We start from the raw sequence: 13,713 nt of genomic DNA, 5'->3' as shown, positions 1-13,713 counted from the left end.
CTCACGAAGGACTACGGCATCACGTCGGCGCAGACCACGAAGACCTGGACGGAGCTGTCGTTCGCCACGCTGGCCGTCCATCCCGTGGGCGGCGAAGTGGGCGTGCCGCCGACCGGGGAGTTGTCCCGGATATTGCCGCCGTTGTTCGTGGCCCCGCCGCCGGTGGCCACGTCCCCGAGATCACAGGTGGCGATGGCACCTCCCGCCCCCGTCGCGGTCTTGACGTACAGGTTGCTGCCGACGCCGCCCTGAACGCCCTGGAACCCCTGGTTGCCCTGGTTGCCCTGGTTGCCCTGGTTGCCCTGGAAGCCCTGCGCCCCCGGGTCACCCTGGGTTCCCTGGAACCCCTGGAACCCCTGCGCCCCCGAGTCACCCTGGAAACCCTGCGGCCCCTGGTCACCCTGGAACCCCTGGAAGCCCTGCGCCCCCGGGTCACCCTGGAACCCCTGGTTGCCCTGTGCTCCCGGGTCACCCTGGAACCCCTGGTTGCCCTGGAAGCCCTGATTGCCCTGGAACCCCTGGTTGCCCTGCGCGCCGTCGGCTCCATCGGCGCCGTCAGCACCGTCGGTTCCCTGGAAACCCTGCGGGCCCTGCGGGCCGGGCGGGCCCTGCTTGCCGGGCTTCCCCGGCTTTCCGGGCTTGCCCGGCTTCCCCGGCCTGCCCTCGTGGCCCTGGGGGCCGCGCGGCCCCCGGGGGCCGGCGTGGTCACGGCCGCTGTGGTGCTTGTCCTTGTCCCTGTCCGCGGCGGACCTCATGGCGCGGTCGGACTGCACCGTCGCCTGGCCCTCGGCGCCCGCCCTGCGGATCGCGTCGGCGATGGCCGCGGAGGGCCGCTCGATCGGACGCAGCGGCGTCACGGAACTGTCGGTGCCCGGCTGACGCGCCACGTCGGCGACGGCCACCGCGCTCGGGACGACGCTGAGCGCCACGGCGACCGCGCCCGCCGAGACGAGCGTGGCGGATTTCAGGCGCGAGATTCGAATCGTTCTACGGTTCAAGTGAACCTTCCTCACGATGGGGAGGGGATCAGCAGCAAGCGCGCACTGAGTGAGTTCCATGCCGCTCGCATGCCACTTCACCTACGGTCACGAACAACAAGCACATCCTTCACATTTTGTGAAAGAAATATGAATGATCGTCCGATATTGTGGCTTCGGGTCACCCGGGCGACACCCATGCCCTCGTCGCTGCTTCACCATTCCGCCGAAAGGGTGGAATTCACCGAAGGGCAGCCTCAGGGCAGTTGCACGGCGTCCCCTCTCCGGCGCCGCTGCCGAGGATTCCCCGCTACGCGACGCAGTCCTCGAAGGACGGCAGCAGACCCTGCCGCTCCGCCTCCTCCAACGCCATGAAGGCGTGCCCCAGCTCTTGGGCGATGCCTTCCGGGCGTTTCTGTTCCGTGTGGTGCGGCTAGGCCCAGTTCGCAAACGACACCCCCACGAGAGGCGAAAGCCTCTCGTGGGGGTGTCCGGTACCGCACCGCGGCCGGTCGTGACGATCGCTGGTCAGGGCATCCCCAAACCGGCCGCGGAGTCTCGGACGGGAGTCAGCCCAGGCGCTTCACCAGCGCGCGGTACTCGTCCCACAGTTCCTTCGGGGTGTGGTCGCCGAAGGTGTTGAGGTGCTCGGGGACCAGGGCGGCCTCCTCGCGCCAGATCTCCTTGTCGACGGAGAGGAGGAAGTCGAGGTCCTCGTCGTCGAGTTCGAGGCCCTTGGTGTCGAGGGCGTCCTTCGTCGGCAGGATGCCGATCGGGGTCTCGACGCCCTCGGCGTGGCCGTCCAGACGCTCGACGATCCACTTCAGGACGCGGCTGTTCTCCCCGAAGCCGGGCCAGACGAACTGCCCCTCGTCGTTCTTGCGGAACCAGTTGACGTAGTAGATCTTCGGGAGTTTCGCCTGGTCCTTGCCCTTGGCGACATCGACCCAGTGACCCATGTAGTCGCCCATGTTGTAACCGCAGAACGGCAGCATGGCGAACGGGTCGCGGCGCAGCTCGCCGACCTTGCCCTCGGCGGCGGCCGTCTTCTCGCTCGCCACGTTCGCGCCGAGGAAGACGCCGTGGTTCCAGTCGAAGGACTCGGTCACCAGCGGGACCGCGCTCGCGCGCCGGCCGCCGAAGAGGATCGCCGAGATCGGCACGCCCTTGGGGTCCTCCCACTCGGGCGCGATGATCGGGCACTGCGCCGCGGGCGTGGTGAAGCGGGCGTTGGGGTGGGCGGCCGGAACCCCGGACTCCGGGGTCCAGTCGTTGCCCTTCCAGTCGGTGAGGTGCGCCGGGGTCTCCTCCGTCATGCCCTCCCACCACACGTCGCCGTCGTCGGTGAGGGCGACGTTGGTGAAGACCGAGTTGCCCCACAGCGTCTTCATCGCGTTGGCGTTGGTGTGCTCGCCGGTGCCGGGCGCGACGCCGAAGAAGCCGGCCTCGGGGTTGATCGCGTACAGCCGGCCGTCCTCGCCGAAGCGCATCCAGGCGATGTCGTCGCCGATCGTCTCGACCGTCCAGCCGGAGACGGTGGGCTCCAACATGGCGAGGTTGGTCTTGCCGCAAGCGCTGGGGAAGGCGGCGGCGACGTACTTGGACTCGCCGGTGGGCGGCGTGAGTTTGAGGATCAGCATGTGCTCGGCCAGCCAGCCCTCGTCCCGGGCCATGACGGAGGCGATGCGCAGCGCGTAGCACTTCTTGCCGAGCAGCGCGTTGCCGCCGTAGCCGGAACCGTAGGACCAGATCTCGCGGCTCTCGGGGAAGTGCGAGATGTACTTGGTCGAGTTGCAGGGCCACGGCACGTCGGCCTCGCCCTCGGCGAGCGGCGCTCCGAGCGTGTGCACGGCACGCACGAAGAACCCGTCGGGGCCGAGTTCGTCCAGGACCGGCTGTCCCATGCGGGTCATGGTGCGCATGGACACGGCGACGTAGGCGGAGTCGGTGATCTCGACGCCGATCGCGGACAGCGGTGAGCCCAGCGGGCCCATGCAGAAGGGGACGACGTACATCGTGCGGCCCCGCATCGAGCCGCGGAACAGGCCCTTCTCACCGGTGAAGATCTCCCGCATCTCGGCGGGGGCCTTCCAGTGGTTCGTGGGACCCGCGTCCTCCTCCTTCTCGGAGCAGATGAAGGTGCGGTCCTCGACCCGGGCGACGTCGGTCGGGTCGGAGGCCGCGTAGTAGGAGTTGGGGCGCTTGATCGGGTCGAGTTTGCGGAACGTGCCCTGCTCGACGAGCTCCTCGCACAGTCGCTCGTACTCGGTCTCGGATCCGTCACACCAGACCACGTTGTCCGGCTGCGTCAGTTCGGCGATCTCGTTCACCCAGGAGACGAGTTCCTGGTGCTGGGTGGGAATGACGGGGGAAGCCGCGATGTCGCGCGCCACGATTGCTCCTAAAAAGAGGGATTTTTTGTTGGAGGCCCCGTGGGGGCTGCGACCCGGATGCTGCACAGTGATGAACCCCTGGCGCTCATCCGGTGTCGACCGCACTCATTTGATCATCCGACGGTCGCGCCCATATGTCCAGAGGGCCTCACAAGTGAGCGGAGTGAGGATGGCCACGTGTACGGACGTAGCTTTGCGTTCCCATGACCTTGCGCTTCACGTCCCGTGACCTTCACCCGGCCGGCCCTTGACCTGCACACCGTGAGACGATGACCACTCCTCGCTCTCGGCCGCGCCGTACTGACACGTAACTTACGGTCCCGTAGGTACGATTGGCCCATGACTGCGTCCGTCCCTGACGCGCCCACGGACTCGCCGGCCGTCGGCTCCGCGTCCCTCGCGCACTCCCTGTCGGAAGAGATCAAGCCCAAGCTCCGGGGCTGGCTGCACCTCGGCATGTTCCCGGCAGTCCTCGTCTCCGGACTCGTCCTGACCGCCTTGGCGGACTCGACCCGTGGCCGCGTCGCCTGCGGAATCTTCGCCCTGACCGCCTGCCTGCTGTTCGGGGTCAGCGCCCTCTACCACCGTGGCGACTGGAGCCCCCGGATGGACGGCGTCCTGCGCAGACTCGACCACGCGAACATCTTCCTGATCATCGCGGGCAGCTACACCCCGCTCACCCTGCTGCTCCTGCCCGGCAGCAAGGGGCAGTGGCTGCTGTGGGGCATCTGGGCGGCGGCGCTCGCCGGGATCGCCTTCCGGGTCTTCTGGGTCGGCGCGCCCCGCTGGCTCTACACCCCCTGCTACATCGCCATGGGCTGGGCCGCCGTCTTCTTCCTGCCCGACTTCATGCGCACCGGCGGCATCGCGGTCCTGGTGCTGGTCATCGTCGGCGGAGTCCTCTACAGCGCGGGCGGCGTGATCTACGGCATCAAGCGCCCCAACCCGTCACCGCGCTGGTTCGGCTTCCACGAGGTGTTCCACTCCCTCACCCTCGCCGCGTTCGTCGTGCACTACGTCGGCATCTCCCTGGTGGCGTACCAGCACGGCTGACCGCCCCGCACAACTCCGTTCCGGCCATGGCGTCCCCGCCATGGCCGTTTTTCATGTCTCCACGCTGCTGGCGGCGGCGTTCCTGCCGGCGAGCCCTCGCGTCAAGGACGCGGACGCCCGAGGCGGCGGCCCCCGGGCACCGGTCCCGACGGGGCCGCCGCTCGGACCGATGCCCGACAATGAGCCTCATGACGGCCGCACGCATCAGCTCCCCCGCCGACCGCCCGCGACTCGGTCTGCGTGAGCGCAAGAAGATCAAGACCCGCGAGGCCATCCGCACCGCGACCTACGCGCTCGTCAGGGAGCAGGGCTACGACGCCACGACGATCGACCAGATCGCCGAGCGCGCCGAGGTGTCGCCGTCGACCGTCTTCCGCTACTTCCCGACCAAGGAGGACATCGTCCTCACCGACGAGTACGACCCCGTCCTCCTGGAGGAGCTGCGTGCCCGTCCGACGGACGAGCCGTGGCCGGAGTCCATCCGCCAGGTGATGCTGGCGGCCGCACGCGCGGGCGTCGAGGACGACGTCGAGGTGGCCAGACTGCGCACCCGGCTGCTGGTCCAGGTTCCGGCGGTGCGCTCGCGGATGATGGAGAGCATGTCGGTCACCGGCCGGCTGCTCTGCGTCGCGATCGCCGAGCGCACCGGCCACGACCCCGACGGTCTGGAGGTCCGCGTCCACGCGATGTCGCTCCTCGGCGGCCTGATGGAGGCGTCCATGTACTGGGCGGAGAACGGCCACCAGGGCGACTTCCCCGCCCTCCTAGACCGCGCGCTGGACGTCCTCGAACACGGACTGGGACACGACCTGGAACACAGTCGGAAAGACGGTCCGGAGCCCGGCGGGGAGCAGGCTCCGGGCAGCGGAAACCCCTGAGACCCCGCCCCTCCCCCCGTGCCATCCTGACCAGGTGAACGCACCCGAGATCCGCGTCGAAGTCGCTCCCGAGCTGGCCCTGTTCGTCCCGCACACCCGGCGCGCCGGCGCCACCGCACTCACCGTCGACGGCGTGTCGACGCTCGGCCACGTCGTCGAGTCCCTCGGGGTGCCCCTCACCGAGGTCGGCTCCCTCGTCGTCGACGGCCGCGAGGCACCGGTCTCGCACATCCCCGCCGACGGCGAGTCCGTCACCGTCCGCCCGGTCGCCCGCCCCCAACGCGTACCCGGCGCCCCGCTGCGCTTCCTCCTGGACGTCCACCTCGGCACCCTCGCCCGCCGCATGCGTCTGCTCGGCGTGGACACGGCGTACGAGTCGACCGACATCGGCGACCCGGCGCTCGCCGCCCGCTCGGCCGCCGAACAGCGCGTCATGCTCAGCCGCGACCGGGGCCTGCTGCGCCGGCGCGAACTGTGGGCGGGCGGCTACGTCTACAGCACCGACCCCGCCGAGCAACTGCGCGACGTCCTCGACCGGTTCGCGCCCGACTTGCGCCCCTGGACCAGGTGCACCGCCTGCAACGGCGAGCTGCGCCAGGCCACCAAGGACGAGGTCGCCGACCAGCTGGAACACGGCACCCAGCAGAACTACGACGTCTTCGCCCAGTGCCGCTCCTGCGGACGCGCGTACTGGAAGGGCGCGCACCACGACCAGCTGGAGGCCATCGTGGAACGCGCCCTCGCCGAGTTCCCGGGCTGACCCGCAGACCTGTCGGCCCCGGCCGCTAACCCGCCGGCTGCTCCCGGCCGCCCAGCGCGGTGCGCAGGTGCTCCGGGTCGGTGGTGGGGGCGTCGCAGGTGAAGTCGCGGCAGACGTACGCGGTCGGTGCGCCGCCGCGCAGCGGACGGTCGGCGAGCAGCGGGAACTCGTCGCCGCCCGGGACGCCGAAGGCGACGACCGCGCCCGGCGCGTTGCCCAGCAGCGCCGTGCGGTGCAGGGCCTTCGACGCCGGGTCGTCCGTGCCGGAGCCGACGACGGCGACCTCGCGCGGGCCGTCGAGCAGCGCCTCGGCCACGGCCAGCCCCCACCCGATGAACCGGGGCACCCGCGGCCCGAGCGCCTTCACCACGCCCGACGCCCGCTCCGCTGCGGTGCGGTGCGGCTCGGAACCGGTGTGGGCCGCGTAGCTCAGCAGCGCACCGGCCGCGGCGGTCCAGCCGGACGGCACGGCGTTGTCCGTCGGGTCCTGCGGACGCCGGATGAGCTGCTCGGCGTCGGCGGCGGTGTCGAACAGCGCGCCGGACTCCGGGTCGACGAACCGGGCGAGGACGTGGTCGAGCAGGAACCCGGCGAACTCCAGCCAGACGCCCTCCCCGGTGACCGAGGCCAGCGCGAGGAACCCCTCGGCGACGTCGGCGTAGTCCTCCAGGACGCCCGCGTTGGCCCCGACGTGACCGTCCTTGCTGGTCCGCGACAGACGCGCCTGGTCGTCCAGGTGCAGCCGGACGAGGAGGTCGGCGGCGGCGACGGCCGCGTCCACCAGGTCCGGACGGTCGAAGTAGGCGCCGGTCTCGGCGAGCGCGGCGATCGCGAGGCCGTTCCACGCGGCGACGACCTTGTCGTCCCGGCCGGGCGCGGGGCGCAGCGCACGCGCACGCAGCAGCGTCTCCTTGACACCGGCGATCCGCTCGGCGTCGAACACGCCTTCCTGCTGCGGGAGCTGCAGGACGGAAGCACCGTGCTCGAAGGTGCCCTCCTCGGTCACGCCGAAACAGCGGGCGGCGAGTTCGGCGTCCTTCGGGCCGAGCGCCGCGGCGAGCTGCGCGGGCGTCCACACGTAGTACGCGCCCTCGACGTGGTTGCCCTCGCCGTCGTCGCTGTCGGCGTCGAGCGCCGAGGCGAACCCGCCCTCGGCGGTGCGCAGTTCACGCACCATGAAGTCGGCGGTCTCCAGCGCTACCCGCCGGGCCAGTTCACTCCCGGTGGCCCGCCACAGGTGCGCGTAGACGCGGCACAACAGGGCGTTGTCGTAAAGCATCTTCTCGAAGTGCGGGATCACCCAGTCACGGTCGACGGAGTACCGGGCGAACCCGCCGCCGAGCTGGTCGTAGATCCCGCCGCGCGCCATCCGCTCACAGGTGTCCCGCGCCATCTGCAACGCGCCCTCGGCGCCGGTCCGCGCGGCGTGCCGCAGCAGGAACTCGAGCACCATCGACGGCGGGAACTTCGGTGCACCGCCGAAACCGCCGCGCTGCGCGTCGTACTCCCGGGTCAGCCCGAGCAGCGCCTGCGACAGCTCCTGCTCCCCGGGCGCCTGGCTGTCCCCGTAGGAGATCTCCCGCCCCGCCAGATCCCGGACGATCTTCCCGGCGACCTCGGCCACCTCGTCCCGCCGCTCCGTCCACGCCTGATGCACCCCCTCCAGCACCTGCCGGAAGGAGGGCATGCCGTGCCGGGGCGCGGGCGGGAAGTACGTACCGAAGTAGAACGGCTCGGCCTCGGGCGTCAGGAACACGGTCATCGGCCACCCGCCCTGCCCGGTGGCCGCCTGCACGGCTTCCATGTAGACGGCGTCGACGTCGGGACGCTCCTCCCGGTCGACCTTGATGTTGACGAAGTGGTCGTTGAGGCGGTCGGCGGTCTCCTGGTCCTCGAAGGACTCGTGAGCCATCACATGGCACCAGTGGCAGCTGCTGTATCCCACGCTCAGCAGCACCGGCACGCCCCGCCTGCGCGCCTCCTCGAAGGCCTCCGCCGACCAGGGCCACCAGTCGACGGGGTTGTCGGCATGCTGGAGCAGGTAGGGGGACGTCTCATGGGCCAGTCGGTTCGCCATGGCGTCCATCCTGCCGCAGGTACCGGCCCGTCAGGCGGCAGGCATGTCCCAGACGGTGACGTTGAGCTTGCCCTGGCCCGTGCCCGGCGCGGTGACGACCCGCAGGTAGGCGACGTGCCCCTGGTCGGTCAGCAGGCAGAAGCGGTCGCCCCGCTTCACGTCGGCCGTGTACGTGCCGTTGCGGTCCACGCTCTCGGCGCACTCCCCGGCGCCCGGGGCGGGACCGGAGGCGGGCAGCGGGGCCAGGTTGGAGGCGGAGCCCGGCACGAACAGCGTCGGGTCGCCGAGGGACGCGCCGAAGATGACGTCCGCGCCCTTGACGGAGCTGCCCGACACGACCGGCTGGGACGTGTCCAGCTCGATGTACGACCCGGAGTTGGTCACGTCGGCCGCCACGTCCGCCGGGCCGTAGAGCACCTGTGCCGTCCCGGCGCCCGGCGTGGCCGACGCCGGGGGCTGCGCCGGGGTGGAGGACGACGGCGAGGCGGACGGCCGCCCGTCGGAGGCCGGCGCCGCCTTCCCGTCGCCGTCCGAGGAGCCCGGCCGGCTGACCAGCACCGTGATGAGAATGCCCACCACGGGAATGACGATCCCCACGACCCACCAGGCCCAACGCGGCTGTTGGGGCGACTGGGGCGGGTGGGGATGGGGCGACTGGGGCGGGTAGGGCTGGTGGGGGCCCTGCGGCGGTCCCTGCGGCGGTCCCGCCGGTCCCCCGTTGTACGCGCTCATGCGACTTCCCCCGTCATCCTCTTCGGTTGCTGCGATCACGATAGTGGCGAGGGCGCCCCGTGCCGCAACGCCACCCGCCCCCTCGCGCCAAGGAGCCGGCCGCCGCACACTTGACCGCGTACAGCTGGTACCGCCGGAGGGGGACGGAACATGCGGGACGGCCATAGGGCGGAAGCCGAGCGGTTGTTGGCGCGGGCCGTGGAGGAAGAGGTACGGCGGTCCGGCGGGCGTACCGACCGGCAGGCGCTGCTGACGCGGGCGCGCGGCGCGCTGGACGCGATGGCGCAGACCGCAGCCGAGGAGTACGAGGCGTACGCCCGCGCCCTGGAGGAGTCGGAGGCCTCCCGGGTCAGCTTCGGACAGCGCTACGCGCGCGAGGGCGGCCGGACTCCGCTGCTGGTGGCCGGCGTTGCCGCCCTGACGACGGCGGTCGCCGACCTCGCGCTGGGCACGAGCACGGGCACGGCGCTCGGCGCGGGGGTGACCGTCGGGGTCGTCGGGGCGGCGGCGACGGTGGTGAAGGTGGCGGGGTCGCATCTGCCGGCCGCGCATCACCGGGCCGGTGCGGCCGGACAGCCCGGCGGCGCGGAGCAGTTGCGGTTGCAGTGGCTCACGGCGCTGGAGGTGCGCGGCATCCGGCCGTTCCTGGACCAGCAGCGGGTGCTGAGCGCGACGACCGGTGCGAAGAAGGCGACGGGACCGCTGCTGCGCGGCGCCGACAAGAGCGCGGCGGCACGCGGACGGACGGTGCTGCAGCAGTCGTTCGCGCAACTCCCCCAGCCGGCCGGTCCGTTCGCGGGGCGGCGCGCGGAACTCGCGCAGATCCGGCAGTGGGTACAGGCGGCGAGGGCCAGCACCCAGACCCGTCCCACGGTGGTCGTGCTGCACGGCGACCCCGGCAGCGGACGTACCGCCCTCGCGGTGCGGGCCGCGCACGATCTGCGCGACCAGTTCCGCGGCGCCTGCGTGGTGGACCTGCGAGGCCACAGCACGGGCGGGGCCCCGCTGCCGACCCGGGACGCCCTGCTGCATCTGCTGAACCGGCTGGGCGCGCCCCGCGAGCAGCTCCTGTTCCGTGAGCGTTCCTCGGCGGAGCAGCAGCTGAAGCGGCTGGGCGAGCTGTACCACCAGCACCTGACGGGGCTGCCGGTGACGGTGATCCTGGACGACGCCTCGGATCCCGAGCAGGTCCGTGCGCTCGTCCCGGAACGCTCCGACAGCCTGGTCCTGGTGACCGCCCGGACGTCGCTCGACCTGCCGGCCGGACTGTCCGCGTGGGTGCACGAACTGGCGGTGCGTCCGCTGGAGGCGGCGGGCGCGGAGGAACTGCTGGTCGCGGTGGCGCAGGACGCGTCGGGTCCGTACGACGCCGAGGCCGCGGACCGGATCACCGAGCTGTGCGGCGGTCTGCCGCTCGCGCTGCGCGTGGTGGGCTCCTCGCTGGGCCCGCGCTCGCCGCGCGCCCTCGCGGCCGATCTCGCGGCGTACGGTCCGGTGGAGCCGGTGGAGCGCGCGCTGTGGCTGCGCTACACCGACCAGCCGGAGACGACCCGTCGGCTGATGCGCCGGCTGGCGCTGGCCGGTCGGGCCTCGCTGGGTACGGCGGCGGCCGCCGCGCTGCTCGCGACGGACCGCCCGGAGGCGGCCCGGCTCCTCGCGGCCCTCGCCGACGCGGGCCTCGTCGACCGGGTCCGGGGCGACCGCTACCGGCTGCACGACCTGGTGCGCGGCTTCGCGCAGGCCCGGCTGCTGGACGAGGAAGACCCCGCCGAGCGTTCGGCGGCGCAGGAGCGGCTGCTGGTCAGCTACGCGGAGCTGGCCGACTCCGTGCTGCGGTTGGTCGACGGCAACATGTCGACCCGTTCCGACCGGTTCACCCCGCACGGTTTCACCTCGCTGGACGAGGCGCTGCGCTGGCTGGACGACGAGTCGAGCTTCATCACGGCGACGCTGCGGCACGCGGAGGGCGTCGACCAGAACGCGGTGATGAGTCTGCTGGGCGCGCTGTGCGACTACTGCCTGCTGCGCGGCGACCTGTACCGGCTCGGCGAGATCAGCGAGCTGGCGCAGGCGGTCGGCCAGGACCTGCTGGTCCGGTCCGTGCAGTGGCGCACCGGCATCGCGGCCCGTCAGCTGGGCGAGCTGGACAAGGCACGCACGACGCTCAGTTCGGTCGTCGACCTGTATCTGCAGGCCCACCACGACGCGGGGGCCGCGCGGGCGCTGTGTTCGCTGGGCATCACCCTGCACCACCAGGGGCAGCTCACGCAGGCGTCGGCGAAGCTGCGGGAGGCGATGGCCCTGCAGGCGGCGCCCGAACTGGCCACCGACCGCGCGTGGACGATGCACGCGCTGGCGGCGGTGGAACGCGACCGGGCCCATCTCGCGGAGGCGCTGGACCTGCTGACCCGTTCGCTGCTGCTGCACCGCGAGGGCGGCTCCGTGCACGGTGAGGCGTGGGCGCACTTCCAGCTGGGGCAGCTGCATCTGCGGCGGGGGGATGTGCCGCGGGCCGAGTCCGAGCTGCGGCAGGCTCTCGACCTGTACGGCCGCACCCGCGACGCGCGCGGCGAGGCGTGGGCGATGACGCAGCTGGCGCGGGCCCGTCTGATCGACGGCGACGCGGGGCCGGCGGCGGAGGACCTGCGGCGGGCTTCGGCCCGGCACCGGGACAACGAGGACGCGCGCGGTGAGGCGTGGACGGTGTACTACCTGGGCCTCGCGCTGGAGGAGACGGGTGATCTGAACCACGCGGTCCGCGAGCTGGAACGTTCCCGCACTCTCTTCTCCCGTATGCGGGACGTCTACGGGCTGGCCTGTGCCCGGCATCATTCGGCGCGGGTGACCCGGGACCAGCGTGCCGCGCAGACCGGTTCGCTGCGCAATTCGGGCTTCGCCCGGCAGCTCCTGGTCGACGCCCGCGCCGATTTCCAGCGCATCGGCGTCGCCCACGGCGAGGCCTGGACGTGCGTCGAGCTGGCGATCGTCGACGCGGGCAACACCCGTACCCAGGCGGCCCTCGCGCTGTGCGAGGAGGCGGCGGCCCTGTTCGCGTCGTACGGGGACCGGCGCGGCGAGGACTGGGCCCGCTTCCTGCGCTGCACGCTTCTGCCGTACGCGGCGCCGGGCGGTGTGGAGGTGGGCGTCGCGGTGGCTCAGGAGGAGCTGGCGGAGCTGCGGCGGGCGCACCATCCGCTGCGTGACGACCGGCTGACCGAGTGCCTGGAGGCCTACGGCCTCCTGCTGGAACGCGGTGTGCGCCTGGAGTCGGGCTGGCAGGCCTGGCGTCTGGGACTGGTACCGGACAGGCACGGCCGGGAGGTCATGGGAGTGGACGTCGGCACGGGGTGACGACCCGCCGCGTCACGAGCACCGGCCGGGTGCGAATGGGCGGTGCGGCACGAGCGTCGGCCAGGCGGCGCGGGTGGGCGGCGCTGCACCGGCCTCGGCCGGGCGGTGCGGCCGGGCGGTGCGGCACGAGCGCCGGCCGGGCGGCGCGGCCGCCCGTGCCCCCGCACGCGGCACAGCCGTGGTGCACACTCACGTGCGCACGCGTCCTTCGGATACGGGCCCTCCGGCCCGGCCCCGCCCGGCCTGCCCGCCCGCACCCGCCCGGGCGCGACCTCACGTCGCCGAGGTGGACTTCCCCGTCGTCGTGGTCGTCGGCGTGTCCCGCGGGGCGTCCGTCGGGGTGCCGCCGGACGCCTGGTCCGCGCCGGCCGCCGTCTCCTTGAAGTCGACCTTGCCCATGTGCTTGCTCATGGACCTCATCAGGCCCCACACCGCCACCGCCATCGCCGCGAAGACGATGAAGCCGAGGATGCCGGGGGTGACCTTGTTCTCGTCGACCTCCTTGGCGAGGGGGACGAGGTGCGTCATTGCCAGGCTCACGCTTGCGCTCATATCAGGCATTGTCGCGGATGCCCGCGAAGAGGTCGTCCTCGGGGATGGCGGTGTCGACGCGCGACTTCGCGAGCTCGTACTCCTCCGTGGGCCACACCTTCCGCTGGATCTCCATCGGGACGCGGAACCAGCCGCCGTCCGGGTCGATCTGGGTGGCGTGGGCGATCAGCGCCTTGTCGCGGATCTCGAAGTAGTCGGCGCACGGGATGTGCGTGGTGAGCGTGCGCTCGCGCTGCCCGAACTCCTCCCAGCGCTTGAGCCACTCCCCGTAGGGGGACTCCAGGCCGTGGTCGAGCATCGCCTGGTGCAGCGCCATGGTGCGGGGGCGGTTGAAGCCCTGGTTGTAGTAGAGCTTCAGCGGCCGGTAGGCGGGGCCGAACTCGCTCTCGGGGTACTTCTCGGTGTCGTCCGCGCCCTCGAACGCCACCATGGAGATCTTGTGGGTCATGATGTGGTCGGGGTGCGGGTAGCCGCCGTTCTCGTCGTAGGTGGTGATCACCTGGGGACGGAAGGCGCGGATCTGCTTCACCAGCTCGCCGGCCGCCTTGTCGACGTCCTCCAGGGCGAAGCAGCCCTCGGGGAGCGGCGGCAGCGGGTCGCCCTCGGGGAGGCCGGAGTCGACGAAGCCGAGCCACTCCTGTCGGACGCCGAGGATCTCGCGGGCCTCGTCCATCTCCTTCTTGCGCACCTCGTGGATGTGCTCCTCGATGTACCTGTCACCCTGCAGCTTGGGGTTGAGGATGGAGCCGCGCTCCCCGCCCGTGCAGGTCACGACCAGCACGTCCACCCCCTCGGACACGTACTTCGCCATGGTGGCCGCGCCCTTGCTCGACTCGTCGTCGGGGTGGGCGTGCACGGCCATCAGTCGCAGCTGGTCAGTCAAGACTCAATCCTCGGTAAGTCGGCGCCCGGTGTGCACCGGCGCGATCGCAGGCTTCTA

The 13,713-nt window shown here is 71.8% G+C and carries 10 protein-coding genes; 4 read left to right on the top strand and 6 right to left on the bottom strand.

Features of this window, described 5'->3' with window-relative positions:
• Positions 1-11: 11 nt before the first annotated feature.
• Together QA802_RS26665 and QA802_RS26660 are read right to left on the bottom strand one after the other, a co-directional pair.
• Positions 12-998 (bottom strand): collagen-like domain-containing protein, encoded by a 987-nt coding sequence (locus QA802_RS26665; protein WP_334527538.1) that lies wholly within the window; start codon positions 996-998, stop codon positions 12-14.
• Positions 999-1,546: 548 nt separating this feature from the next.
• The gene (locus QA802_RS26660; RefSeq protein ID WP_334527535.1) at positions 1,547-3,370 is read right to left on the bottom strand and encodes a phosphoenolpyruvate carboxykinase (GTP); all 1,824 of its coding nucleotides are present in this window, start codon (positions 3,368-3,370) and stop codon (positions 1,547-1,549) included.
• Between the two features lie 339 nt (positions 3,371-3,709).
• On the opposite strand from QA802_RS26660, the gene trhA reads away from it, so the two are divergent.
• The 3 genes from trhA (at position 3,710) to QA802_RS26645 (ending at position 6,061) form a co-directional block, all read left to right on the top strand.
• Positions 3,710-4,423 carry a PAQR family membrane homeostasis protein TrhA gene (gene trhA / locus QA802_RS26655; protein ID WP_334527532.1) on the top strand — a complete coding sequence of 238 codons (714 nt, stop codon included), beginning with the start codon at positions 3,710-3,712 and terminating at the stop codon, positions 4,421-4,423.
• Between the two features lie 188 nt (positions 4,424-4,611).
• Entirely contained in the window at positions 4,612-5,301 is a 690-nt protein-coding gene (locus tag QA802_RS26650; RefSeq protein WP_443042179.1) for a TetR/AcrR family transcriptional regulator, read from the top strand.
• Between the two features lie 34 nt (positions 5,302-5,335).
• Complete coding sequence (locus QA802_RS26645) at positions 5,336-6,061, top strand: Mut7-C RNAse domain-containing protein (protein WP_334527526.1); 726 nt, start codon at positions 5,336-5,338, stop codon at positions 6,059-6,061.
• Between the two features lie 25 nt (positions 6,062-6,086).
• Here the strand turns inward: QA802_RS26645 and QA802_RS26640 are convergent, their stop codons facing one another.
• Both QA802_RS26640 and QA802_RS26635 read right to left on the bottom strand, forming a co-directional pair.
• Positions 6,087-8,138, bottom strand: a complete 2,052-nt coding sequence (locus QA802_RS26640; RefSeq protein WP_334527523.1) for a thioredoxin domain-containing protein — start codon at positions 8,136-8,138, stop codon at positions 6,087-6,089.
• A 30-nt stretch (positions 8,139-8,168) separates the two neighbouring features.
• Positions 8,169-8,870 carry a hypothetical protein gene (locus QA802_RS26635; protein WP_334527520.1) on the bottom strand — a complete coding sequence of 234 codons (702 nt, stop codon included), beginning with the start codon at positions 8,868-8,870 and terminating at the stop codon, positions 8,169-8,171.
• A 150-nt stretch (positions 8,871-9,020) separates the two neighbouring features.
• Here QA802_RS26635 and QA802_RS26630 point away from each other — a divergent pair, with 150 nt between their 5' ends.
• The gene (locus QA802_RS26630) at positions 9,021-12,221 is read left to right on the top strand and encodes a tetratricopeptide repeat protein (RefSeq protein WP_334527517.1); all 3,201 of its coding nucleotides are present in this window, start codon (positions 9,021-9,023) and stop codon (positions 12,219-12,221) included.
• A 273-nt stretch (positions 12,222-12,494) separates the two neighbouring features.
• Here the strand turns inward: QA802_RS26630 and QA802_RS26625 are convergent, their stop codons facing one another.
• Positions 12,495-12,782: a hypothetical protein gene (locus tag QA802_RS26625; RefSeq protein ID WP_319164514.1), complete on the bottom strand. Its 288-nt coding sequence runs from the start codon at positions 12,780-12,782 to the stop codon at positions 12,495-12,497.
• Positions 12,775-13,635, bottom strand: coding sequence for a mycothiol conjugate amidase Mca (gene mca, locus QA802_RS26620; RefSeq protein ID WP_334534905.1), 861 nt, complete (start codon positions 13,633-13,635; stop codon positions 12,775-12,777). The genes QA802_RS26625 and mca overlap by 8 nt, the downstream gene beginning before the upstream one ends.
• Positions 13,636-13,713 lie beyond the last annotated feature (78 nt).

The sequence above is a fragment of the Streptomyces sp. B21-105 genome, assembly GCF_036898465.1.
GTDB lineage: Bacteria > Actinomycetota > Actinomycetes > Streptomycetales > Streptomycetaceae > Streptomyces.
The sequence above is the reverse complement of the archived record's forward strand: the minus strand, read 5'-3'. Positions and strand labels throughout refer to the sequence as shown.

What these genes read in the sequence shown, in the direction of transcription:
- trhA (WP_334527532.1), top strand. Translation starts at nt 3,710, where the DNA reads ATGACTGCGTCCGTCCCTGACGCGCCCACGGACTCGCCGGCCGTCGGC.
- QA802_RS26650 (WP_443042179.1), top strand. Translation starts at nt 4,612, where the DNA reads ATGACGGCCGCACGCATCAGCTCCCCCGCCGACCGCCCGCGACTCGGT.
- QA802_RS26640 (WP_334527523.1), bottom strand. Translation starts at nt 8,138, where the DNA reads ATGGCGAACCGACTGGCCCATGAGACGTCCCCCTACCTGCTCCAGCAT.
- QA802_RS26635 (WP_334527520.1), bottom strand. Translation starts at nt 8,870, where the DNA reads ATGAGCGCGTACAACGGGGGACCGGCGGGACCGCCGCAGGGACCGCCG.
- QA802_RS26630 (WP_334527517.1), top strand. Translation starts at nt 9,021, where the DNA reads ATGCGGGACGGCCATAGGGCGGAAGCCGAGCGGTTGTTGGCGCGGGCC.
- QA802_RS26625 (WP_319164514.1), bottom strand. Translation starts at nt 12,782, where the DNA reads ATGCCTGATATGAGCGCAAGCGTGAGCCTGGCAATGACGCACCTCGTC.
- mca (WP_334534905.1), bottom strand. Translation starts at nt 13,635, where the DNA reads ATGGCCGTGCACGCCCACCCCGACGACGAGTCGAGCAAGGGCGCGGCC.